Genomic DNA, 22,705 nt, shown 5'->3' with positions numbered 1-22,705 from the left:
GGAGTAGCCTTCGATTAATTGGCGAATGTACCTTGCAGGTGCTCGGCGCGAAACTCCAGGGTCTGTGGCCGGTAACCGGCGCGCAGGGGGGGCAGCGGCAGGCAGTCCTTCCACTCGGCCCCCGGCTGCAAATCACCCGGCCCTCGGTAGCGCGGGGCGTTGTAGGTGCTTTCGGCCAGGTTCACCGTGTCGCCCGGTGCATACGCCGCCACTCGCCAGCGCAGTTCGGTCAGCGGGGCCTTGTTGCCGTTTTTCATGTGTACCTGCAACGCGCGGTCAGCCGGGCATTGTTCGGGGGCATAGGCAAGGCGCAGGTCCAGGCGGGCCAGTTGCGAGGCTTCGCGGGTTTCCTGCCAGGCAACGAACAGGGCTACCAGGCCCAGGCCACATACGGCGGCCAAGGAGATCGGTAGGGCCTTGGCCGGGTAGCGCAGCAGCAGCACCAGCCAGGTGAGAATGAGGAAGGCGCCGATGATCATGGGGCTTGCAGACCTAGGTTGCGCGGGGTCTGACCATCGTAGCCTGAAATGGGGGAGGGCTCAAAAACGCGAGCCCGCCCCCAGCCCTTGTGGGAGCGGGCTTGTCCCGCGAAAGGGCCGCAAAGCGGCCCCAAGGTTCACTTACTGCGCGATGGTCTTGACCGATACCCCACGCTCGACCGGCGTGGAAGTGCGCCCATACACATCCTCGAAACGCTCGATATCATCCTCGCCCAGATAGCTGCCGGACTGCACTTCGATGATCTCCAGCGGGATCTTGCCCGGATTGCGCAGGCGGTGGACCGAAGCGATCGGGATGTAGGTCGACTGGTTCTCGGTCAGCAGGAACACGTTCTCGTCACAGGTGACCTCGGCAGTACCAGACACCACAATCCAGTGCTCGGCACGGTGGTGGTGCATCTGCAGCGACAGGCTGGCACCCGGCTTGACGGTGATGTGCTTGACCTGGAAGCGGCCGCCCATGTCCACCGAGTCGTACGAGCCCCACGGGCGATACACTTCCAGATGGTTCTGGGTTTCAGTACGGCCCTGCTCGTCGAGGGTCTTGACCATCTGCTTGACGCCCTGGACCTTGTCCTTGTGGGCAATCATCATGGCGTCCTTGGTCTCGACCACCACGATGTTCTCCAAGCCGATCACCGACACCAGCTTGCCGTTGCCGTGGATCATGCAGTTGCGGCTGTCCTGTACCACCACGTCGCCCTTGGTGACGTTGCCGTTGTCGTCCTTCTCGTGCACGTCCCACAGCGACGACCAGCAGCCCACGTCGCTCCAGCCGGCCGACATCGGCACCACGCAGGCGCGCTGGGTCTTTTCCATCACCGCGTAGTCGATGGAGTTGTCCGGGCAGCAGGCGAAGGTCGCTTCATCGATGCTGAGTACATCGTCCTCTTCCTCGCTGCGCTCCAGGGCCAGCACGCAGGTGTCGTAGATGTCGGCGTCGTGCTTTTTCAGCTCTTCGAGGAAGCGGCTGGCGCGGAACAGGAACATGCCACTGTTCCAGAAGTAGCCACCGGCCTGGACGAACTCGGCGGCACGTTTTTCGTCGGGTTTTTCCACGAACTGGGCCACGCGCGCCACGCCCTCGGGCAGCAGCGCGTCCTGGCTGGAGCGGATGTAGCCGTAGCCGGTTTCCGGCTTGGTCGCCGGTACGCCGAACAGCACCATTTCGCCACGCTCGGCGGCAACGGTGGCCAAGGCCAGGGCGCGCTGCAGGGCCTTCTGGTCGTCGATCACGTGGTCGGCGGGCAGCACCAGCATCAGATCGTCGCGGCCTTCGTTGACCAGTTTCATGGCGGCCATGGTCACGGCCGGCGCGGTGTTGCGGCCAAACGGCTCCATCAGGATGCCCTGGGTTTCCAGCTTCAGCGCAGCGAGCTGCTCCTGGACGATGAATTTGTGGTCCTTGTTGCAGACCACGATCGGCGTGTCCATGCCTTCGAACGCCAGGCGCTCGAGGGTTTGCTGGAACAGGGTGTGTTCGCCGGTCAGGGCCAGGAACTGCTTGGGGAACTGCTTGCGCGACAGAGGCCACAGACGCGAACCGCTACCACCAGAAAGAATTACCGGGATCATCATGTTTCTCCAATAGTCGTTAAAGGCAGGGGATCAGTTGCTAGCCACGGGGCGAGTTACCCACACCGGCGACAAAGCGTTGCCGGAACCGGTTACGTACAGCACGGCGGCTTCGCCGCGCTCCAGGGCGACGGGTTTCACGTCACCCACTTTCTTGTCGCCCTGGTACAGCGCCAGGTTGACCTTGACCGGGTTGATTTCGCGTTCGCCACGGCCGTTGGCGGCCACCGGCTTGACCACTTCGGTCTTGCCGTCGGCGGTTTTCAGGGTCAGCTGCTGGTCGCTCAGGTTCTGCACGCGCACCAGGGCTTTCTGCTTGTTCTTGAACGGTGGTTCTTCGATCAGCTGCGGGTTGCCGGTGCCGCTGTTGACCAGGGTGTAGTACTTGTCCGAGGCCAGTTTCACCGGCACGCTCTTGCCGCCGACCTGGGCGGTGTAGTCGCCGCCTGGCAGGAAGCTGAAGTCGCTGCTGGCCTGGGCGCCAACCTGCTTGATCTGGGTGTTGCCGACCGACGCGGCAGCCGGTGCGCTGGCTGCGTTGTACAGGCGCACAAAGGTCGAGCCTTTCGGTGCGCTAGGGCCATACAGCGCAGCATCGGCACCGGCGAAGGCCTGCATCGAAGCAAGGGAAAGGCCGGCCGCGAGGGTGAGGGCTTTGGCAATGGAAGTCTTGGTAGTCATGTGCATTTCCTCTCTATCGTTCAGTGGTTCGTCCGGGTGGACGACAAGGCCAGGTTTTCTTCGGATTTACGGGCGTTTTTCAGCTGCGCGATCCACTGCGGATCGAAGCTGCTGAGGTCGTTTTTCATGGGTAGATAACGTTCGGGGAATTCCCACACCACCACTTGCGGTGCGGCGTTTTTAAAGGCATCGCTTTGCAGGTACTTGAGCATCGGCAGCAATGGGCCGTGGCCGTCTTCGGCGTAGTTGGCGACGTCGCTGCGCAGCGCCTGCTGCAGCGCGCCAAGGAAGTTCCAGTGCGGGTTGGCGCTGTAGCTGGTCCCCACCAGCGCGACGGGGATCTCGTTGTTGGCGAACAGCGCGTCATCGCCTTCAGCGGCGGCTTGCGCCGGGCGGGTGCTGCGTTGTTGCAGGTTGTCCGGGGTCGGCAGCAGGTTGCTGAACAGCGGGTCCAGTGGCAGGAAGTTGGTCAGGTCGCCTTTGTAGGGCGCCGTGCTGCCGACTTCGGTGACGAAGGTTTGCGGGTCACCGTTGAGCAGGTTCTGCCGGCTTACAGCCTCGGCCAGCGCCTGGGCGACGACTTCGGCGCCCATCGGTGTCCAGTGGGTGTCGGTGCGCAGGAATACCTGACCACGCGCCTTGGCTTGTTCCATGGCCGCTTGCAGGTCCGGGGCGAACACGTTGGCCTGGCGCACCTGGGCATGGAACTGGTTGTACAGGTCATCGTGCAGGCTGGCCGGCTGCTCCTTGCCCAGGTATTCCGAATAGACGCGCGCCTTGGCCGGGATGATCGCCAGCACCAGCTGGCTACCGTGCTGCTGCAAGGTGTCGCGCACGCCACGGATCAGCGCCAGGTTTTCCTGCATCAGTTGTTCGGCGCCAGCCGTAGGCTTGAACTCTTCGTCGCTGAACAGCCACTGGTCGCGGCCCAGCACCACACCGGGGCGGCCCTCGTTGAACAGCTTGAAGTCCATGGCCGCCCAAAGGTTGGTGCCCAGGCGTTTGATCGGGAACTCGGCGTCGTAGTGGGTCTCGGCGGCCTTGGCCAGCTTGCCGTTGAGCAGGGTCATCTGCTCGGTGCGCTGAAAGCTTTGCAGGCCACCGGTGGACCACACGCCCATGCCCACCAGCAAACCGAGGAACGACAGGGAGTAAGTAATGCGTAATGTGCGGTTCATGTCATCGGCCTCAGAACTGGAAGTACAGGAACGGCGAGTAGCTTTGCGCCGAAAGCTTGAGGATCGAGGCCACGAACAGCAGCAGCACCAGGGCGCGGGTCATCACCCGGGTCCAGTCCAGGCCGATGGAGCCGTCGTTGTTGACCTGCACCGGAGTGGCCTGGGGCGTCGGCTTGGCATTGCGGTAGAAATCACGCAGGCCGAAGAACGCCAGGGAGATGTAGGCGACGATCAGGGTGGCCACTTGCAGGCCGGTCAGCTGGGCGCTGTTGAGCTCCGACAGCTGCCAGTCGCCAAAGCTGAACATGGCACCGTACATGCGGGCGGCCACATGCAGGTTCTCGGCGCGGAAGATCACCCAGCCCACCACCACCAGCAGGAAGGTGAAGGCCCACTTCACCGGGTTGAAGCGCTGCGGGTTGGTGTCGATGCCCAGCGCGCGTTCGATGGCCAGCCACATGCCGTGCCAGGCGCCCCAGATGATGTAGGTGAAGTTGGCGCCGTGCCACAGGCCGCCCAGCAGCATGGTCAGGAACAGGTTGCGGTAGGTGTTGAAGGTGCCTTTGCGGTTACCGCCCAAGGTGATGTACAGGTAGTCGCGCAGCCAGGTCGACAGGCTGATGTGCCAGCGCCGCCAGAACTCGGTAATCGACTGGCTGATGTACGGCTGCTTGAAATTCTCCATGAAGCGGAAGCCCATCATCAGGCCCAGGCCGATGGCCATGTCGCTGTAGCCGCTGAAGTCAAAGTACAGCTGCGCGGTGTAGGCCAGCGCGCCCAGCCAGGCATCACCCGTGGTCGGATTTTGCAGGGCAAAGCAGTGGTCGGCCACCACCGCCAAGGTGTCGGCGATGAACACTTTCTTGATGAAACCCTGCATGAAGCGGGTGCAGCCTTCGGAGAACTTGTCCAGGGTGTGGGTGCGGTTGTTGAACTGGTCGACCAGGTCTTTGAAGCGCAACACGGGGCCGGCAATCAGGTGCGGGAAAATGGCCACGAACGCCGCGAAGTCGATCAGGTTGCGGGTAGCCGGGGTGTCGCCGCGGTATACGTCGATGATGTAGCTGATCGACTCGAAGATATAGAACGAGATACCGATCGGCAGCAGCACGTGGGTGAGGATGAACGGCTCCAGGCCGAACGAGGTCATGATCGCGTTCAGGCTGTCGACGCCGAAGTTGGCGTACTTGAAGTAGCCGAGGATGGCCAGGTCGACGCCCACGCCCAGCAGCAGCCAGCGCTGCGCCGGTTTGGTTCGCACGCCGGCGGCACCCACTTTGAGGCCGATCCAGTAGTTCCACAGGGTGACCCCGGCGAACAATGCCAGGAAGTCCACCCGCCACCAGGCATAGAAGATGTAGCTGGCAATCAGCAGCAGCAGGTTGCGATAGCGTTGCCCGCTCAAGTAGTACAGGCCGAGGAAGATCGGCAAGAACAGGAACAGGAACACGTTGGACGAGAAGACCATCCCGGTTCTCCTAATTTGTTCACAGCATCCAGGGCAAAGCGCCCCCCAAACCCACCAGTGCAAGACTGGAAGGCAACTTAGATCCCTGTGGGAGCGGGCAAGCCCGCGAACAAGGGCAAAGCCCTTGCCATGCACCGCGGTGGCTTCTTCGCGGGCATGCCCGCTCCCACAGGTGCCGCCCCCACAATGGGGCTCAATTCATTTTTTGCTCTCTGCGCTCGGGTCATAGACCCGGGTCAGGTCGCCGCCCAGCCGGAAGCTGTTGAACGGCTGCATGTGCTGCTTGCGATCAAGCGTGTCGCCGACACAGTGATAAAGCGCACACCACGGCTCGAGCCAGGCGTACTTGCCGTCGACCTTGAGGTCGGTCATGTCCTGTTTTTCACCCGCGCGGGCCTTGAAGTGGCTGGGGTCGCGTGCACCGGCCAGTACCCCTTCGCCCAGGCGCTGCAGGGCGAAGTTGTTCTCGCTGCGCAGGTCGACGTTATTGGCCTGGGCGAAGCTGGCAATCATCGCCAGCGGCGGCAGGGCGTAGTTGTGGTAGGCCAGCGCACGCTGCTTGCGCTTGATTTCGTTGGGCAGGAAGCCCTGGTCATCCACCTGGTTGGCGCCTACCTTGTATTCCTTCACGGCCCAGTCGAACAGGTCGCGACGGTCGGTGGCGACAGCGGTCGCCATGACTGACCAGGCTGCCCAGTAGCTGTGGTTGTTGATCTTCTCCAGCGGCAGGTCGCTCCAGTCGCGCACGGTCTGCTCGGCCAGGCGGGCGAACCATTTTTCGATCAGCTCGGCCTCGGCGCGGTGCGCGGCCAATGGCTGCGAGTTGGAGAACTTCAGGCGCAGCCACGAACCGCTCATGCTGCCCAGCGCCCATTTGCGCATCGACTTGCCGGTGTGGTTGTAGTCGGTGGACATCAACGCATCGGCGCGCGCCCAGGTGCCCAGCCACGTCAGGGTGCAGTCGAGCTGCGCCGGGCGGCCGTCGCGCATGTACTGGCCAACCATCTTGCTCACGCCTTTCTCAAGGGTGGTGATGTCTTCGGTCGACTTGCGAAAGGCCTTTTCCGAGGCTGCGTTGAGCGTTGCCCGTGCCTTGTCCGAGCCTTCGTACTTGCTACGGAACTGCAGCGCACCGGTATAGGGCTTGGGCGCCGCTTCACAGCGGAAGTTACCATCGCTGGTCTTGAGTTTTTCGATCCCTTCGTAGTAACCCTGGGGGGGTACCAGCGCGGCGTGCGCGGCACCGCCAAACAGGGCCAACGCGAGCAGGGCGGGGCTGGAAATTCGCTTGAGCATGGTCATGGGTCGCCTCACTGGCCGGCTTGCGCGGTTTGCGCAGGCACGGCGAAGTTGTTGCGTTTGCAGAGCTTGGCCTCGACCTTCTGGGTGCCGCTTTCCGGCCCCTGTACTTCGAACGCCAACAGGCTTTGGCTGGCCCAGTCTTCGTCTTCGCGCATCTGGAAGACAAAGCGGCCGTCGGTGTCGGAGGTTTCCGGTTTCTCCAGCTTGATGTCCTCGTGGCGGCCGTTGAGGTGCCAGAGGGTGGCCTGCAGCACCTTCACCGACGGGTCTTCGAACTTGACGTCCATCTGCAGGTTGCGGTTGATCAGGTCTTTGATCACGCCGCCCTTGCCGTTGACCATCAGCTCGTTCTTGCCGGGCTTGAGGGTGGTGCTGGCGCTCATCAGGGCCGGGCGGTCGTCGCAGCCGTCATCGAGCAGGCCCAGGATTTGCCGCCAGATGGTTTCCTGGTCCAGGCGGTACAGCGGGGAGAATTCCCAGACCAGGATCTTCGGCGGGTTCTTCTGGAATTCCTCACTGCCCAGGTACTGGATCATCGAGCCTTCCAGGCCACCGCCAGGGAAGGCGACATTGAGCACGTCGGCGCCGATGTACTGCTCGAGGAAGCCCGAGAAGTTGTAGTTCTTGCCACTGTGGCTGGTGCCGACCAGGGTGATCTGCGCGTTGCCGCCGTCACCGAACAGGTCATCGCCGCCGCTCGAGCCTTTCGGTTCGGTGGCGAACTGGTCCATGTACTGCACGGCGTAGCTGGTGCCGCAGAGCTGGCCGGCAACGTTGTGCAGGGTGCCGGTCTTGCCCATGCGCCCGGACTTCTTGGTCTCGAATTCCTTGCGCGGGATGCCTTCGAAGGCCGGCATCTTGTGCACGGTGTCGGCCACGATTTTGGCTGCGCGCTCGGCGCCATATGGGGTCCAGTGCTGGTCGCCGCGAAAGTAGAAGTCCTTGCCCTGGTCGGCGGCGGCCAGTTGCTCGTTGGTCAGCGGCGACAGGTCGGGCACGTTGTAGCCCATGCTGGCGAAGCGCTTGAGCATCGCCTGGTAGTTGCCCAGGGCCTTCTGGTAGTCGAAGGCGGCTTTCTCGGCCGGGTTGAGCATGTTGCGGTTCACCAGGCCACGGGTCGGCTGGTACACCAGCACCAGCTCCACGCCGCGCTTCTTGAACGCGTCGTGCACCTGCTGCAGGCGCTTGTAGTCGGCCGGCGTGGTGTTGAACTCGGTGCGCAGGTCTTCGCGGGTACGGAACAGCCAGTCGCCCTTGGCCTGCACCAGCGTGGTGAAGTTCTGCTGGTAGCGAGTGGTGTAGCGGCTGGCGTCGTGCGCTTCGGGGCACAGCTGGCAGCAAGGTTCGGCGCTGAAGGTGGGGGCCTTCACTTCGTCGGCACGCACGCCTTGGCTGATCGCCAGGAGGGCGGCGGACAGGCCCAGCAGTTTCATCAGGTGTGGGGTCATGGTCTGGGCTTCCTTAATCGATCATTTCGGTCTGGCGTTCGACCGGGTCGATCAGCACAGCTTTTTGCTGGCGCACCAGCAGGTCGAGGATTTCGTCCTGGCGCTCGCCCAGCACACCATTGAGGCTGATGCCGCTGGCCTTGCGTGGGGCGAGCATGGACACCTTGTACAGCTCGACCGACAGCGGCGAGTCGATCGACAGCGGGCCGGAGCCGTTGGCCGCCAGCTCGCCACCCACCACGATCAGCGACACCTTGGTGTCGAATGGGTCGAGGGCGATGTCGCGGTCAGTGTCGGACAGGTCCTTGATGTGGCCGTATACGCCGACCAGGCCGTTGGCCATGGCGATGTTTTCGTACAGGCGGATGTTCACGCTGTTACGCACGCGGATCCCGTGGCGGCGGTTGTTGATCAGCTTGTTGCCCCAGATCAGGTTGTCGCCGCTTTCGTACAAGGTGATGCCGTCGGTGTGGTTACGGTAGATCTCGTTGTAGGCCACCAGGTTGTTGACGCTGTTACGGTCGATCACTACGCCCGAGAGCTTGTTGTCGTAGCTCTTGTTGTTGATGATCCAGCTGTCGTTGACCTCACGCGAAACGATGATGCCGTGCTTTTTCTTGGTGCCGTGCACCGTGTTGCCGGCAATGATCAGGCGGTGCGATCGGTCGTGCGGGTCGATGCCGTAGACGATGTTGTCGCGGTAGGTACTGTCCTTGACCACGAAGTCCTGGGTCTCGTAGCAGTAGAAGCCGTACCACATGTCGCTGAACGCCGAGCCGATGATCCAGCCGGTGGGTTCCGGGCGGCCCATGCGCTTGGCCATATTGGGCGTGTACTGCGAGATGCTCACGCCATACGACTTGGACTTGGCGTAGCCGAAGCTGGCCATCTTCGTGTTGACGATGTAAGTCTCGGTACCGCCCCACGACAGCAGGAACGGTCGGAATTCCTTGGGCGAGCGGAAGGTGGCCGGGCCGTTGTCTTTTTCGCGCCAGCCGGTCACCTGGGTGTCGGTGACGAACAGCTTGCCGTCGTTGACCAGGAACGAGCCGCCCTCCTGGGACAGGCGCAGCTGTTTGACCTTGCCGTCGATCTCGAGGATACCCTTCTGCCCGACCACGATCGGCAGGCGTGCCAGGTAAACCCCTGGCTCGACCTCGCTGAGGTACTGCCTGGGTACCTGCTTGCTCAACTCGACCAGGTCGACATGGCCATCATCGACGAAGATCGCCTGCGGGATGCCGTGCTGGCGCTGCACCCACTCGGCTGCCTTGTTGTCGCCGCCGACGAACTCCTTGAGGGTGTCCTCCTGGAACATACGGCGCAGGCTGACCTTGCCTTTGTGGCGGCGGTCGATCTTCTTCTGCACCGCTTCGGCGGTGAAACCGGTCAGGTCAGGCAGCTTTGGCGGGTCCATCTGCAGCGGCTCGATCGGTGCGCTGGCCACGGTGTAGGTCTTGGCCTGCTGCAAGCCCTTGGCGATTACCTGGGGCTCTGCGGCAGCGGCCAGGCCGCTTGCCAGCAGCAAAGCGCTGGCCAACAGGCTGTGACGTAAGTGCGGGTGAAGGTTCATAACGGTCAGTCCCCTAGCGGCCTCAGAAGCGCCAGATCACATCGACGAAGGCGCGGTGCATGTACGAGTCCGCTTCCTTGCCGTAGGCGTCGCCCGGCTTGAACACACCGGCACGCAAGCGCACCAGGGCGGACGGCTCGTCGATGGCCTGGCTCATCGAAGCCGGCAGCAGGCCTTGCTTGAAGTACTTGGTCACGACCACGTCCATTTCCTGGCCAAGGTCTTTTTCGCCGTCGACCAGTTGGCGGCTGATGCCGTTGTCGTTGACGGCTGCGTTGATGCCGCTGGAGCCGATGTTCTGGTTGCCGTCGACGCGCCAGAACTTGTGGTAGATCAGGCTGGCGTCGTAATCGTCGCGCAGTTGCCAGGAGGCGAAGAGGGTGGCGGCCTGCAGGTTGCCCAGCTCGCCGCGGAAGGCTTCGCCGAAGCGGTGCACGCGCGAGCGGGTGCCGGTGAAGTTGGAGCGGTTGCTCTCAAGGCCGGTCTGCTCGAAGTTGTTCGAGCCGTCGTCACCGCCGCCGCCGCTGCCGCGGGCGTAGGCCGCGCCGACCTGCCATTGCGGGTCCAGGCGCAAGCGGATGCCGAGGTCGGTGGCCCAGGCATTGACGTCGCCGCTCTGCGTGCCGGTGGCAACCTGGTCGTCGCCTACGGCCTGGCTGCTGAGCTTGTCGCGGTCACCGGTCAGCCAGGTGACGCTGCCCCAGTAATTGACGGTGTGGTCGTTGCGCCGATTGTAGGCATCGCTGTTGGCTTCAAGGCCCAGCCAGGTCAGGTCGCCGGTGCGGGTCTTGTCCAGCGCATCGACGGTTTCGCCGGGGTTTTTCAGGCTGCCGCTGTCATGGGTGTGGTGGGCGCGTACGCCCACCCAGTGGCCAGGGGTCCACTGCGTGGCGACGTTGCCGTAGATGTGCGTGCGGTCCTTGTCTTCCGGGGCCAGCTCGGTCAGGTCGGTGCGGTACTCGCTGAAGCGCTGGGCCACGCCCAGGTCGGCCTTGAGCAGGGTGGTGTCGAAGGTCCAGTTGAGTGCTTCGATGTTGGTGTCGCGCCACATGCCATCGTCGCTGCGCAGGCGCTGGCGACCGAAGCGCAGTTGCTCGCCCGGGTAGGCGGTGAGGCCGCTGTAGCCCACCCAGAACTCACGCATGGCCAGGTAGCTTTTGTCTGGCTGGCGGCTGTCTTCGCCGGTGTCGGTGGTGCTGCCGTCGTCGTTCTGGCGCAAGGTGTCGGTTTCGATGGTGTCGGTGGCTGCGACCGCCTGGCCCATGGCGTAGGCGCTCCAGTTGCCCCGCTCGCCGTACACCCATGGGCGCAGGTCCAGGCCCAGGCCGTTGACGTCGCCGCCAGGCCGGGTGCCCAGGTCACGGTCGTCTTCCGACTGCCCGGTAATCTTCACGTCCAGGCCGAAGTTTTTCTCGGCGGTCATCTCCGCCAGGGTCGGGCAGGACCACAGCAGGGCGAAGCTCAGGCCGATGCCGGCTTTCACGAAGGGATTGAGCGTCATAGCGAGTCCTCACCGTCTACTTCTTTTTCGTCGTCCTGCAGGGCTTCTAGGGCCAGGGTGCTATGTGCGCCCTGCGTCATGCTGCCGCGTGCACGCTTCTCCTGGTCCAGCAGTTGCTGGGCCTGGCTGCGCTGTTCAGGTGACAGTTGCTGATCGAGCTGCTGCAGCAGTTCAGCCGATTGCGGCGTCGGGTTGGCCTGCGACAGCTGGGCGAATACCCAGGCGTTGCCGGGTTGCGGGCGAATGCCATGGCCTTCGCTGAACAGCTGAGCCAGGGCATAGTCGGCGCTGTTCTGCCCGCCACGGGCGGCGGCCAGCAGGTTGTCGACGGCCTTCTGCGGCTCGACATTGCCCAGGTAGCCGCGGCGGTACAGCTGGCCCAGGTAGTAATGGGCGCTGATTTCACCGGCATCGGCCGCCGCTTGCAGGTGCTGCTCGGCTTTTTTGGCGTCGGCTGGCAGGGTTTTACCTTCGTAGTACAGGCGGCCCAGCAACAGTTCGGCGCGTGGTTGTTCGGCCTTGCGGCCCTTGTCGATGTAGGCCAGCAACTGGTCGGTGTCGCCCAGTTCGGGGAAGTCGTACAGCAGTTGCGCCAGGCTGACCCAGGATGCCGGATTGGCTGGGGCCACCTGCTCAAGCAGGTCCTTGGCGGTTTTCTCATCGGTCTGGCCGAGGCTGCGATCGGCCAGGACCCGGGCCACGCTGTCGACCCGGGTGGCCGGCACTGCGCCACGGGCGTAGGCAGCTTTCAGCTGGGCGACCAGGGCGGCTTGCTGATCGGCCTGAGCGCGCTTCTGGTACACCGTGGCCAGTTCGACGTAGCAGATGTCGGTGGTGTTCAGTGCGGCCTTGCACATTTTCTCCACCTCGCCCAGGTGCTGGTCGTAGGTGCCCTGGGTACGGTACAGCAGCACCTGGGCCAGGCCCGCTTCCGGGTTGCCGGCGGCGCGCCACTGGTCGATCTGCTGCTGCGCGTTGACCGTTGGGAAGCTCTGCGGATAGCTGAGGTAAAGCATTGCCAGCGGGATCAGGGTATTGCTTTCGCCCTGTTTCGCCGCCTGCCTGAGCAGGGTTTCGGCTTCCTCGCGCTCGGCCTGGGTGCTGTCAGGCTTGGCCACCAGCAGGCGGCCCAGACGCGCCTGGGCACGGGGCGAGGTAGCGGCCGCGGCGCGGTAAGTGGCCTCGGCTTCCTTGATTTGCGACGGGTCGCGGGTGGCCACCTTGATGTCCGCCAGGCCCACTTGCGCATCGCTGTAGCCCAGGTCGGCCAGGGCCTTGTAGTTGCGCTCGGCCAGTGCCGTGTCGCCGCGTTTCATGGCTTCGTTGGCCAGGCGCTGGTCAGGCAGGCCTGCACAGCCGGCCAGGGTGATGGCGGCTGCCAGGGCACACAGGCCCAGGCTTGCGCTCTTCTTGCAGGGCATCATGCGGTGATCCTCTTACAGGCCACGGGCCACGGCTTTGTCTACAAGCCAGTTCAGCGACGGGCCACGGTCGCTGTTGACCGCTGCCGGGCGGCCGGCGAGTTCGGCAGGCATGCCACTGTCAGGCTTGATCTGCACGCGGATGTCGGAGGACAAGTCTTCGCTGTTCAGGCTGGTGCTGCTGACGATCTGGCCAGTGCGCACTTCGTCTTCGCCGGCGACCTGGAAGTTGACCTGGGTACCTGGCTTGACCTCGTCGAACTGGCGGTAGCTGAAGCGGGCCTCGACCATCGGCGTGGTGGTGCGCGGAATCAGCTGGAAGATCGGCTGGCCCTTGGCTGCGTACTGCCCGTCGTCCACCAGTTGGCGGGCAACCACGCAATCGCAGGGGCTGGTGAGGGTGCCAGACAGCTGCTTGCCGAACAGTTCCTCGATCTTCGCCGGCTCCAGTTGCGCGTCGTCCAGGTTGCCCTTGAGCATGTCCAGCATGCTGGTGGTGAAGCTGGCCAGTGGTGCGCCCTTGGCAATCTGGCCACCGCTGTCGACCAGGCTGCTCACGGTGCCGTCGCGCGGCATGGTGACGGTGGTGGTCGGTACCGCGACCACACCGGCTTCGGCGTGGCTGACGAAGTACATGCCGTACAGCGACTTGGCGACAAAGCCGAAAGCCGCGACGCCGACCACGAATACGCCGAGGGTGACGGTGACTGCCTTGAGTCGGCCGAAGGCGCTCAGGCCCGACCCACCGTCTTTCTGCTTGCGTGCCTTGGTGAAATTGTCGCGCTGCAAGGTGCTCAGCACATCGCCGATGCTGATCAGCTCGCCCGACAGGTGGCTGGTGATGATGTGCCGCAAGGTGGCGATGTCGCGTGGTTCAAGGTTCTGGAACTGCGCACCGGTCCGGCCATTGTCCGGGTTGTACGAGCGCACCTGGAACTCGATGTCGATCGACAGGCCCAGGTTGTCGACCACGAACTGCAGGCGCCCGCGCAGTACTTCGCCCACCGACAGTTGCTGCTTGGTGTGGAAGCTCAGGCCACCGGCGGAAAGGTCGTCGACCTTCACTTCATGGGTTTGGCGCTGGGCGTCCAGGAAACGCAGCTTGGCGGGAATGCGCACCCGGGCGTGTTGGCGCTGGGCTTCGGACTCATGCACGACATTGACGTTCACGGCGGTATTCATGGGGGTTTGTTCCTGTTAGATCCGATCCGGGTTGGGCTCACACGACCATGAACAGCACAGCAACGAAGATGCTGGCAGCCGAGAAGGTCATGGTCCGCGAGGACCAGGTGTTGAACCATTGTTGAAAGCTGGCGAGGTCACGCTTGAGGGCAGTGGGCTGACGCGTCCACGACTGCTTGTCGAGGCGGAAGAACACGTAGATCTTCATCAGCGCGCCGATGATCTGGTTGTAATAGAGAATCAGCGGGTAGGCCGGGCCTACGTTGTGGCCGGAGCACAGCAGCATGATGGTGAGGATCAGGCGGGTGATGCCGATCCACAGCAGGTATACCAGCAGGAAGGCCAGGCCGAACTTGAGGCTGGCGATCACCGCCACCGTCAGCCCTAGCAGGCTGGTCCACATCGACACGCGCTGGTCGAACAGCACGATGCTGGTGAACAGCCCCAGGCGGCGCAGGCCCAGGCCCAGTGCACGGGAGTTCTGCCGCAGGTTGTTGCCGTACCAGCGGTACATCAGCTTGCGGCTGGCCTTGAAGAAGCTCTTTTCTGGTGGGTGCTCGACCGTGTTGATGGCAGCGTCCGGCACGTAGAAGGTGTCGTAGCCCAGGCGCATCAGGCTGAACCAGCTGGATTTGTCGTCACCGGTAAGGAACTTGAAGCGGCCCAGGCGCCAGTGCATCAGCGAGTCGCTTTCAACGTCGGCGATGAACTCAGGGTTGGTCACCACGCTTGCGCGGAACATCGACATGCGCCCGGTCATGGTCAGCACGCGCTTGGACAGGGCCATGGAGCACATGTTGATGTGGCGCTGGGCGAAGCGCAGCTTGTGCCACTCGCTCATGATGTAGCCGCCGCGCACTTCGCAGAACTCGTTGGTGGTCAGGCCGCCGACGTTGGGGAACAGTTTGAACCACGGCACGGTCTTGCGTACCACACCATCGGCCAGCACGGTGTCGCCGTCGATCACGGCCACCACGGCGTTTTCGTCCGGCAGCATGCGCGAGATGGCGCGGAAGCCGTAGGCCAGGCCATCGCGTTTGCCGGTACCGGCAATGCGCACGATGTCCAGTTTCACATGGGCCGGCGGGTTGTACTTGGCCCACAGGCTTTTCACCAGCAGTTCATCGGACATCTCCACCAGCGAGCAGACCACGGTGGTAGGGAAGCCACAGTTGATCGCCTCGCGGATCACCGAGCTGTAAACCTGGGCCGTGGTCAGTGCCTCGATACGGAAGCTGGTCACCATCAGGTAGACATGCGATGGGTCGGTGGCATCGCCCATTTTCTGCACCTTGCGGCGCAGGTACGGGTACACGCCGTAAAGAAAGATCATGCCGCGGATGAAATGGGTGGCGCCCATGGAATAGCGCCAGATGCCGACTGCGCCGACCAGGAAGATGAAGTGCTTCGATTGCGAGTCGAAGATATCGGCTGGCAGGGCCAGGGCGATCAGCATGAGCAGGCTCATGTAGAGCAGCCACCCGGCGCACTGCAACAGCACGGTCTGGAGCCTTTGCATGTTCAGCATCCGTCGAGAATTCGGGAAAGGGTGGGCGACGCAGGCTCGGCCGCGTCGCCCGGCCGAGGGCTTACCAGCAGATGCCTTCGGTACGGCTGGTGGTGCTGCTCGGTTTGCTCATGAAGCCGACCAGGTCGATCACCTGCTTGCCGGCTGGCGCTTGCTGGGCCAGCGTGCGGAACTGCTCGTCACGGTTGCCCAGGACGATGATGTCGGCGTTGTCGATCACCTGCTGGAGGTCGGCATTGAGCAGCGACGACACGTGCGGGATCTTCGACTCGATGTAGTCCTTGTTGGCGCCATGCATGCGGGCGTACTGAACGTTCTCGTCAAAGATGTCCAACTGGTAGCCCTTGCCGATCAGGCGCTCGGCCAGTTCTACCAGCGGGCTTTCGCGCAGGTCATCGGTACCGGCCTTGAAGCTCAGGCCAAGCAGGGCGACCTTGCGCTTGTCGTGGGCTTCGATCAGTTCGAAGGCGTTTTGCACCTGCGATTCGTTGCTGCGCATCAGCGAGTCGAGCAGCGGGGCGCGCACGTCCAGGCTGGCGGCACGGTAGGTGAGGGCGCGCACGTCCTTGGGCAGGCATGAGCCGCCGAAGGCAAAGCCTGGGCGCATGTAGTACTGGGACAGGTTCAGTACCGTGTCCTGGCAGACCACGTCCATCACTTCACGCCCATCAACGCCTACCGCTTTGGCGATGTTGCCGATTTCGTTGGCGAAGGTGACTTTGGTGGCGTGCCACACGTTGCAGGTGTACTTGATCATCTCGGCCACTTCGATCGGCTTGCGGATGACCGGGGCGTCGAGTTCTTCGTACAGGGCTTGCAGGATGTCGCCACTGGCGCTGTCCAGTTCGCCGATGACGGTCATCGGGGGCTGGTCGTAGTCCTTGATCGCGGTGCTTTCACGCAGGAATTCCGGGTTTACCGCGACGCCGAAGTCGACGCCGGCTTGTTTGCCCGAGCAGTCTTCGAGGATCGGGATGACCACGTTCTTGACGGTACCCGGCAGCACGGTGCTGCGCACCACGATGGTGTGACGGCGGGTGGTGTCACGCAGTACGTAGCCGATCTCACGGCATACCGACTCAATGTACTCCAGGCCCAGGTCGCCGTTCTTCTTGCTGGGCGTACCCACGCAGATCATCGAAACGTCGCTGGCGCGGATGGCTTCGGCGAAGTCGGTAGTGCCGCGCAGACGGCCATTGGCGATGCCCTGTTGCAGCAGTGCTTCCAGGCCAGGTTCGACGATGGGCGACTTGCCCTGGTTGATCAGGTCAATCTTGGTGCTGGACACGTCCACACCGATCACTTCATGGCCACGCGCCGTCAGGCAGCCTGCACAGACTGCACCCACATAACCCAAACCAAAGATGCTGATACGCATCGCTATCACCTCATGTGTTTATCACGCCGACACCTCCGCAGAGAGTCGGGCTGGGTTGATTAACAACAGTTTTTCAGGCGCACGGATTCATGGCGAATGCACACTTGGCCGAGCGCAGGCAAAATAAATCCGGAGCGCACAAACTTATGCACTTAAAGTTGGCAGTCAAAAGCCATTAATAAAAAACGTGCCCTGGCATGCAGCCGTCTTTATTGCAATGCGCTACTTGGCACACTGCTGTGCTTGTTTTTTCAAGTGGATAAATCCTTTGAAATCAACCACTAGGACGATTTGTAAGGGACGCTTCTCTCCTGCATGGGCAAGGTTTTCGGGGGACCCCGTGCAACCTGTTGAAGTTACCAAGGCAGTGAGTAGATATCTGCCTCTGTCACCTGTAAGTCATCTCTCACAGCCCGTAGGCAGGAAAATCGTTACGGCACTATGAGCGATCTGCCGCATAAGAAGTTCCTGAGTGGGTTTCGACCGGATGAAAGATTTCTAAATATTTATTCAGTTGTCGGCAGTTTCAATTTGATAGCACGCGGGTAGTTCACCCCCGTGTATAAAGGGTGAAACTGTAACGGGATATTTTTATGCCAGCATCCGAAAAAAATTTTCAGAATTCGTCAAAAAAGGTATGAACGGTCTTATGGCGTTTTGCGATAAAGGTAGGGGTGATGTTTTTCTGGCGCCGAAATCGTGACGTGATGGCGATTTGCATCGAGCCCCAAATCGGGGCGGAGGGGAGGTTTAATGGCAGCAGGCTCTTCGCGGCCAAGGCCTGCTGCCAACTGGGGCGCGCTGAGCTCCCGGCCCGCGCAATCCCTGTGGCAGCGGCTTTAGCTGCGAAGAGGGCGTCACAGGATCAATCCGAGGGATGATCCCGCAAAAACACCAGATGATCAGCCTTTGACTGCTCGGCACTGTAGTAGTACCCCTGCACATCGAACTGCTTGAGCTGTTCCGGGTCGCTGATGCGCTGCTGGATAACGAAGCGGCTCATCATGCCGCGAGCTTTCTTGGCGTAAAAGCTGATGATCTTGTACTGACCGTTCTTCAAGTCCTTGAAGTCGACATTGATCACTCGGGCCTTCAGTGCGCTGCGTTTCACTGCACTGAAGTACTCGTTGCTGGCCAGGTTCAGCAGCACGTCATCGCCTTGTTCGGCCAGGGCCTGGTTCAGCCATTCACTGATGCGTGTGCCCCAGAAGGCATACAAGTCCTTGCCGCGGGCGTTGGCCAGCTTGGTGCCCATTTCCAGGCGATAGGGTTGCATCAGGTCCAGCGGACGCAGCAGGCCGTACAGACCCGAAAGCATGCGCAGGTGGTCTTGCGCGTAGCTGAAGTCGTCCTCGCCCAGGCTCTCTGCGTCGAGGCCGGTGTACACATCACCCTTGAACGCCAGCAGTGCCTGCTTGGCATTGGCCGGGGTGAAGTCCGGGGTCCAGCTGCCGAAGCGGGCGGCGTTCAGGCCCGCGAGCTTGTCGGACAGGTGCATCAGTTCGCTGATCTGCGCAGGCGACAGCTCGCGCAGCTGCTGGATCAGTACCTGTGAGTCGTCCAGGTACTGGGGCAGGGTGAAACGTTCGGTCACAGGCTTGGTGTCGTAGTCGAGGGTCTTGGCGGGTGAAATCACCGTCAGCATCGGGTCGGCTCCTGGCATCGTTGACCCAAGATTCTACGGGCTGGGCGGTGCAAGTCCAAACTATGGCGACGATAGTCACAGACCATGGCCGGCGCAGGCGCTATAGTTCGCGTTTTGTCGATGCGGAGCCCTCCACCGTGCGCATTGCCTTTGCCTTGCTGGCCGCGCTGCTGAGCCTTGCCGTGCAAGCCGCCCCTTCACCCCAGGTAAGCCTGGATCGCAGCCTGTGGCCCGAGCAACTGAACAGCCCGGCGCTGTTCGATGTGGCTTCGCGGGCCGAAATCCTCTCGTTTGCGCAGGTACTGCATGAAAGCGAGTTGCTGGACGACGCGGCGCTGGCGGCGCGGCTAGGCTTGCGGCAGATCAACCTGCAAAAGGTGCGTCTTGTGCGCGCGCGCCTGTGGCAGCGCCTGTGGCAGGGGTATGAGCAGGCGCAGCGCAGCTGCGAGCAGGATGCCTCATTCTGCTACCCGGTAACTTCAATGGCAGATTTACGTACGCAGGCAGCAACGTTCGCGGCCGATGTCGGCACGTTCTATACAAACTGGATTGAGCCGAGCCACCAGTTCCACGTGCGTTACCTGGACGAGCAGCTGCGCAAGGCCGCCTTGCTGCCGCAGACCAGCAGCGAGGTGGAGCGGCTGTCTGCGCGGGAGCGCACTGGCGATGAACTGAACGACCGTATGTTCTTGCTGACCTTGGTCGGCGGACCAGGGCCAGAGGGTGGTAACACCGATCTGCTTGCCGACTACCTGCGCCGGCAAAAGCTTCAAGCTACATTCTTCGTGCTGGGCAACCGCTTGCAGCAACGTCGTGACGCCGGGGCGGCAAATGCCTTGCGCCAGCTCTACCGCGGGCAGTGTGTAGGCATCCAAGGCTGGGAATACCGTTCCCATGCCCAATGGACGGGCTGGCAGGACTCGCTGCGACGTAGCCAGGCACGGGTGCAGGCTGACCTGCCGGCACAGTACGTGCCGTTGTTCCGGCCACCGTATGGGCAGCGCCGGGCCGATGGCGAGGCGTTCATGGCCCGCCAGCAACTGCGCGTGTCGTTGTGGGATATCGATGCCCTGGACGATGGCGCGCTGAGCGCAGAGGCCTCTGCGCAGCGGGTGCTGACCCTGATGCTGTTGTGGCGCAAGGGCGTGATCCAGCTCCATGACAGCCTGCCCAAGGCTCAGCCAGCGGTAGAGTGGTTGCTGCGAAATACTGCCCAGAGCGGCATCGGCTGGGCGGATTGCCGGGAATATGCTTATCGCGAACAGGGGTATGACTTCTGAGCGTAGCCCCCTCTGGCGCTGTCGCCAAGGCCTCTTCGTCAATCGGAAAAATAAAGTTCAAAAACACGTAAAAATGCTTTTTACGGTCATGGTTTTTGCGGTATGAAGAAACCAGACAGCCGATTCCTGCAGCACAGGTGGCGTCATCCAGGCCCACCTAGCCAGGTTCGCTTCCCGCCCGTAACAACGCGGATACGGGGAGAACGGTAGTCACTTTGCGGCGCAACAGACCGTGCCGTATGGCTTCGACATAAGGTGACCGAGTATGGATGACCAAGGACGCAACCCTTCCTCCAGCAAGCCAATCCTGTATGTGCTCGATACCAACGTCCTGATTCACGACCCCAACGCATTACTCAACTTCGAGGAGCACCACGTCGCCATTCCGATGACGGTGCTGGAGGAACTCGACAAGCTCAAGACCGGCAAACAGACCATCGCCGCCGAATGCCGCCAGGCCATCCGCCTGATCGACCAGACCCTCGGCGACGCCTCGCCCAACGATGTCGAGCAGGGTGTACCGATCCAGCGCAACAAGAGCGGGCCCAAGGGGTTCCTGTCCATCCTGATGACCCCGCGCAACGAGCCGAACAAGCTGCTGCCGGAAACCCTCAACGACAACATCATCATCAACCAGCTGCTCGAAGTACGGGCGCGGCGCACCGACCTGGACGTGGTGCTGGTCACCAAAGACATCAACATGCGCCTCAAGGCGCGCGCCTGTGGCATTGCGGCCGAGGATTACAGCACCGACCAGCTGGTCGACGACGTGTCCTTGTTGTCCAAGGGCTACCATTCGGTCACCGGTTCGTTCTGGGACCGCGTCAGCAAGGTCGATACCCGCCAGGAGCGCGGCCGCACCTGGCATCGGGTGCAGATGATCGACAACCTGCCTGCGGTGCACATCAACGAGTTCATTATCGATGAGCAGGGCTTTGTCGGCTGGATCAAGGGCATCCGCAACGATGAGCTGCTGTTGCTCGACCTGCACCAGGAGCCACTGCTGCACCAGGAAGCCTGGGGGCTGAAGCCTCGTGACATCCACCAGAGCCTGGCACTGTTTGCCCTGCTCGACCCGGATATCCACCTGGTCAACCTGACCGGCGCAGCCGGGTCCGGCAAAACCATTCTGGCCCTGGCCGCAGCCATCGAGCAGACCATGGTCAGCAAGCGCTACCGGCGCATCATCGCTACCCGCAGCGTGCAGGGGCTGGACCAGGAGATCGGCTTCCTGCCGGGTACCGAGGCCGAGAAGATGGAGCCGTGGCTGGGCGCCATCACCGATAACCTCGAAGCTTTGCACATGGATGACGAAAGCACCCATGGCAGCGTGGAGTACATCCTCGAGCGCGTGCCACTGCAGTTCAAGTCGCTGAACTACATCCGAGGCCGTAGCTTCCAGCAGAGCCTGATCCTGATCGACGAGTGCCAGAACCTGACGCCGCACCAGATGAAAACCATCATCACCCGTGCCGGCTCCGGGTCCAAGGTGGTCTGCCTGGGTAACCTGGCGCAGATCGACACCCCCTACCTGTCCGCGACCAGCTCGGGCCTGACCTACCTGACCGAGCGCTTCAAGGACTTCCCCCACGGCGTGCACATCACCCTGCAGGGCGTGCCGCGCTCGGTGTTGGCCGAGTACGCCGAGTCGCATCTGTAACCGTCACCGCCGGGCGGTTAGCCGCCCGGCCTTCCCTTGCAGGAGCAGCCTTGTCCTGCGAAGAGGCCATTACACGCAGGGCTATTTTCCAGTCATGCTGGCCCTTTCGCAGCACAAGGCTGCTCCTACAGGTGATGTGCATGCCTCATACCTCTGCTCAAACCTGACCCACAGGTTTACACTGCCAGTTCCCTTCACAGGAGCAGAGCAGTGCTGACACATCTTGATTCCCAGGGGCGGGCCAACATGGTCGACGTCACTGAAAAGGCCGTGACCGAGCGCGAGGCCACTGCCGAGGCGCGGGTGCGCATGTTGCCGCAGACCTTGCAGATGATCGTCGACGGGGAGCATCCCAAGGGCGACGTGTTCGCCGTGGCGCGCATTGCCGGGATCCAGGCGGCGAAGAAGACCAGCGACCTGATCCCGCTGTGCCACCCGCTGATGCTGACCAGCGTCAAGGTCGAGCTCAGTGCCGAGGGCCAGGACGCCGTGCGGATTGTCGCCCGTTGCAAGCTGGCCGGGCAGACCGGCGTGGAGATGGAGGCGCTGACCGCTGCCAGCGTTGCCGCGCTGACGATCTATGACATGTGCAAGGCTGTGGACAAGGGCATGGTCATCGAACAGGTACGCCTGCTGGAAAAGCTCGGTGGCAAAAGTGGCCACTACAAGGTGCAGGCATGATGAAGGTCAAGGTGATGTACTTCGCCCGCTACCGCGAACTGTTGGGTGTGGATGGCGAGCGTGTAGAGGGCGCGTTCAAGGTGCTGGACGATGTGCGCCAGGCCCTGGTGGGCAAGGGTGGGCACTATGCGGTGCTGGCTGAGCAGAACCTGATGTGCGCGCGCAACGAAGAGCTGTGCAAGCTCGATGAGCCACTGCAAGAGGGTGATGAAGTGGCGTTCTTCCCGCCGGTGACCGGAGGCTGAACATGGCAGTGCGAGTGCAACACGGCGCGTTCGACCCAGGGGCCGAGGTGAATGCCATGCATGCGGCCAATGTTGGCGTGGGCGCGGTGGTCGGTTTTGTTGGCTATGTGCGGGATTTCAACGATGGCCGCGAAGTGGCGGGGATGTTCCTTGAGCACTACCCGGGCATGACCGAAAAGGCGCTGGCCAAGATCGTGGTCGAGGCCGAGCAGCGCTGGCCGTTGCTCAAGGTGGAGGTTTTGCACCGCATCGGTGCGCTGGAACCGGGCGAGCCGATCGTGTTTGTTGGCGTGGCCAGTGCCCATCGGCAGGCGGCGTTCGAGGCCTGTAACTTCATCATGGACTACCTGAAGACCCGGGCGCCGTTCTGGAAGAAGGAAAATACCCAGGAAGGGCCGCGGTGGGTTGAAGGCAAGCAGAGTGACCAGGATGCGGCGGGGCGCTGGTAGATTGCTGTCT

Annotated in this window: 19 protein-coding genes; 5 read left to right on the top strand and 14 right to left on the bottom strand. The window is 62.5% G+C overall.

The window, feature by feature from the left end:
• Nucleotides 1–14: 14 nt before the first annotated feature.
• The 14 genes from ACK1VC_RS17625 to yaaA all read right to left on the bottom strand — a co-directional run bounded on the left by ACK1VC_RS17625 (nucleotide 15) and on the right by yaaA (nucleotide 18,380).
• Nucleotides 15–479 carry a hypothetical protein gene (locus tag ACK1VC_RS17625; RefSeq protein ID WP_016489021.1) on the bottom strand — a complete coding sequence of 155 codons (465 nt, stop codon included), beginning with the start codon at nucleotides 477–479 and terminating at the stop codon, nucleotides 15–17.
• Nucleotides 480–620: 141 nt separating this feature from the next.
• Entirely contained in the window at nucleotides 621–2,075 is a 1,455-nt protein-coding gene (locus ACK1VC_RS17620) for a mannose-1-phosphate guanylyltransferase/mannose-6-phosphate isomerase (protein WP_024717464.1), read from the bottom strand.
• Nucleotides 2,076–2,108: 33 nt separating this feature from the next.
• Nucleotides 2,109–2,756: an alginate O-acetyltransferase AlgF gene (locus ACK1VC_RS17615; protein ID WP_016489019.1), complete on the bottom strand. Its 648-nt coding sequence runs from the start codon at nucleotides 2,754–2,756 to the stop codon at nucleotides 2,109–2,111.
• A gap of 20 nt (nucleotides 2,757–2,776) precedes the next feature.
• On the bottom strand, nucleotides 2,777–3,934 hold the full coding sequence (locus tag ACK1VC_RS17610; RefSeq protein ID WP_145913696.1) for an alginate O-acetyltransferase: 1,158 nt from the start codon (nucleotides 3,932–3,934) through the stop codon (nucleotides 2,777–2,779).
• A 10-nt stretch (nucleotides 3,935–3,944) separates the two neighbouring features.
• A complete protein-coding gene (locus tag ACK1VC_RS17605) occupies nucleotides 3,945–5,402 on the bottom strand; it encodes an MBOAT family O-acyltransferase (protein WP_016489017.1) in 1,458 nt (485 codons plus the stop codon).
• A gap of 198 nt (nucleotides 5,403–5,600) precedes the next feature.
• On the bottom strand, nucleotides 5,601–6,704 hold the full coding sequence (locus ACK1VC_RS17600) for a mannuronate-specific alginate lyase (RefSeq protein WP_023048192.1): 1,104 nt from the start codon (nucleotides 6,702–6,704) through the stop codon (nucleotides 5,601–5,603).
• An 8-nt stretch (nucleotides 6,705–6,712) separates the two neighbouring features.
• Nucleotides 6,713–8,152 (bottom strand): alginate O-acetyltransferase, encoded by a 1,440-nt coding sequence (locus tag ACK1VC_RS17595; RefSeq protein WP_449118002.1) that lies wholly within the window; start codon nucleotides 8,150–8,152, stop codon nucleotides 6,713–6,715.
• A 13-nt stretch (nucleotides 8,153–8,165) separates the two neighbouring features.
• The gene (gene algG / locus ACK1VC_RS17590; RefSeq protein ID WP_060517450.1) at nucleotides 8,166–9,725 is read right to left on the bottom strand and encodes a mannuronan 5-epimerase AlgG; all 1,560 of its coding nucleotides are present in this window, start codon (nucleotides 9,723–9,725) and stop codon (nucleotides 8,166–8,168) included.
• A 22-nt stretch (nucleotides 9,726–9,747) separates the two neighbouring features.
• Nucleotides 9,748–11,226, bottom strand: a complete 1,479-nt coding sequence (locus ACK1VC_RS17585) for an alginate export family protein (RefSeq protein ID WP_191086953.1) — start codon at nucleotides 11,224–11,226, stop codon at nucleotides 9,748–9,750.
• Nucleotides 11,223–12,650, bottom strand: a complete 1,428-nt coding sequence (gene algK / locus ACK1VC_RS17580) for an alginate biosynthesis TPR repeat lipoprotein AlgK (RefSeq protein WP_191086952.1) — start codon at nucleotides 12,648–12,650, stop codon at nucleotides 11,223–11,225. Before algK ends, ACK1VC_RS17585 begins: the two co-directional genes overlap by 4 nt.
• Before the next feature lie 12 nt (nucleotides 12,651–12,662).
• Nucleotides 12,663–13,829 (bottom strand): alginate biosynthesis protein Alg44, encoded by a 1,167-nt coding sequence (locus ACK1VC_RS17575; RefSeq protein ID WP_023047937.1) that lies wholly within the window; start codon nucleotides 13,827–13,829, stop codon nucleotides 12,663–12,665.
• Nucleotides 13,830–13,866: 37 nt separating this feature from the next.
• Complete coding sequence (locus ACK1VC_RS17570) at nucleotides 13,867–15,348, bottom strand: glycosyltransferase family 2 protein (protein WP_033731751.1); 1,482 nt, start codon at nucleotides 15,346–15,348, stop codon at nucleotides 13,867–13,869.
• A gap of 70 nt (nucleotides 15,349–15,418) precedes the next feature.
• Nucleotides 15,419–16,735, bottom strand: a complete 1,317-nt coding sequence (locus ACK1VC_RS17565; protein ID WP_023047936.1) for a nucleotide sugar dehydrogenase — start codon at nucleotides 16,733–16,735, stop codon at nucleotides 15,419–15,421.
• Nucleotides 16,736–17,600: 865 nt separating this feature from the next.
• Nucleotides 17,601–18,380 carry a peroxide stress protein YaaA gene (gene yaaA / locus ACK1VC_RS17560; RefSeq protein ID WP_016489007.1) on the bottom strand — a complete coding sequence of 260 codons (780 nt, stop codon included), beginning with the start codon at nucleotides 18,378–18,380 and terminating at the stop codon, nucleotides 17,601–17,603.
• 137 nt (nucleotides 18,381–18,517) lie between these two features.
• Here yaaA and ACK1VC_RS17555 point away from each other — a divergent pair, with 137 nt between their 5' ends.
• From ACK1VC_RS17555 to moaE, 5 genes are all read left to right on the top strand, one after another.
• Nucleotides 18,518–19,660, top strand: a complete 1,143-nt coding sequence (locus ACK1VC_RS17555; RefSeq protein WP_191087903.1) for a polysaccharide deacetylase family protein — start codon at nucleotides 18,518–18,520, stop codon at nucleotides 19,658–19,660.
• 265 nt (nucleotides 19,661–19,925) lie between these two features.
• Nucleotides 19,926–21,320 carry a PhoH family protein gene (locus ACK1VC_RS17550; protein ID WP_016489005.1) on the top strand — a complete coding sequence of 465 codons (1,395 nt, stop codon included), beginning with the start codon at nucleotides 19,926–19,928 and terminating at the stop codon, nucleotides 21,318–21,320.
• Between the two features lie 210 nt (nucleotides 21,321–21,530).
• A complete protein-coding gene (moaC, locus tag ACK1VC_RS17545; protein WP_016489004.1) occupies nucleotides 21,531–22,001 on the top strand; it encodes a cyclic pyranopterin monophosphate synthase MoaC in 471 nt (156 codons plus the stop codon).
• Nucleotides 22,001–22,246 carry a MoaD/ThiS family protein gene (locus ACK1VC_RS17540; RefSeq protein ID WP_016489003.1) on the top strand — a complete coding sequence of 82 codons (246 nt, stop codon included), beginning with the start codon at nucleotides 22,001–22,003 and terminating at the stop codon, nucleotides 22,244–22,246. The genes moaC and ACK1VC_RS17540 overlap by 1 nt, the downstream gene beginning before the upstream one ends.
• A gap of 2 nt (nucleotides 22,247–22,248) precedes the next feature.
• Nucleotides 22,249–22,695, top strand: a complete 447-nt coding sequence (gene moaE, locus ACK1VC_RS17535; protein ID WP_016489002.1) for a molybdopterin synthase catalytic subunit MoaE — start codon at nucleotides 22,249–22,251, stop codon at nucleotides 22,693–22,695.
• Nucleotides 22,696–22,705 lie beyond the last annotated feature (10 nt).

It is taken from the genome of Pseudomonas sp. XP2, from assembly GCF_053557975.1.
This window is presented reverse-complemented; position numbering and strand designations above follow the sequence as displayed.

Coding starts and splice junctions, on each gene's coding strand:
- ACK1VC_RS17625 (WP_016489021.1), bottom strand. CDS start 479: ATGATCATCGGCGCCTTCCTCATTCTCACCTGGCTGGTGCTGCTGCTG.
- ACK1VC_RS17620 (WP_024717464.1), bottom strand. CDS start 2,075: ATGATCCCGGTAATTCTTTCTGGTGGTAGCGGTTCGCGTCTGTGGCCT.
- ACK1VC_RS17615 (WP_016489019.1), bottom strand. CDS start 2,756: ATGACTACCAAGACTTCCATTGCCAAAGCCCTCACCCTCGCGGCCGGC.
- ACK1VC_RS17610 (WP_145913696.1), bottom strand. CDS start 3,934: ATGAACCGCACATTACGCATTACTTACTCCCTGTCGTTCCTCGGTTTG.
- ACK1VC_RS17605 (WP_016489017.1), bottom strand. CDS start 5,402: ATGGTCTTCTCGTCCAACGTGTTCCTGTTCCTGTTCTTGCCGATCTTC.
- ACK1VC_RS17600 (WP_023048192.1), bottom strand. CDS start 6,704: ATGACCATGCTCAAGCGAATTTCCAGCCCCGCCCTGCTCGCGTTGGCC.
- ACK1VC_RS17595 (WP_449118002.1), bottom strand. CDS start 8,152: ATGACCCCACACCTGATGAAACTGCTGGGCCTGTCCGCCGCCCTCCTG.
- algG (WP_060517450.1), bottom strand. CDS start 9,725: ATGAACCTTCACCCGCACTTACGTCACAGCCTGTTGGCCAGCGCTTTG.
- ACK1VC_RS17585 (WP_191086953.1), bottom strand. CDS start 11,226: ATGACGCTCAATCCCTTCGTGAAAGCCGGCATCGGCCTGAGCTTCGCC.
- algK (WP_191086952.1), bottom strand. CDS start 12,650: ATGATGCCCTGCAAGAAGAGCGCAAGCCTGGGCCTGTGTGCCCTGGCA.
- ACK1VC_RS17575 (WP_023047937.1), bottom strand. CDS start 13,829: ATGAATACCGCCGTGAACGTCAATGTCGTGCATGAGTCCGAAGCCCAG.
- ACK1VC_RS17570 (WP_033731751.1), bottom strand. CDS start 15,348: ATGCAAAGGCTCCAGACCGTGCTGTTGCAGTGCGCCGGGTGGCTGCTC.
- ACK1VC_RS17565 (WP_023047936.1), bottom strand. CDS start 16,735: ATGCGTATCAGCATCTTTGGTTTGGGTTATGTGGGTGCAGTCTGTGCA.
- yaaA (WP_016489007.1), bottom strand. CDS start 18,380: ATGCTGACGGTGATTTCACCCGCCAAGACCCTCGACTACGACACCAAG.
- ACK1VC_RS17550 (WP_016489005.1), top strand. CDS start 19,926: ATGGATGACCAAGGACGCAACCCTTCCTCCAGCAAGCCAATCCTGTAT.
- ACK1VC_RS17540 (WP_016489003.1), top strand. CDS start 22,001: ATGAAGGTCAAGGTGATGTACTTCGCCCGCTACCGCGAACTGTTGGGT.
- moaE (WP_016489002.1), top strand. CDS start 22,249: ATGGCAGTGCGAGTGCAACACGGCGCGTTCGACCCAGGGGCCGAGGTG.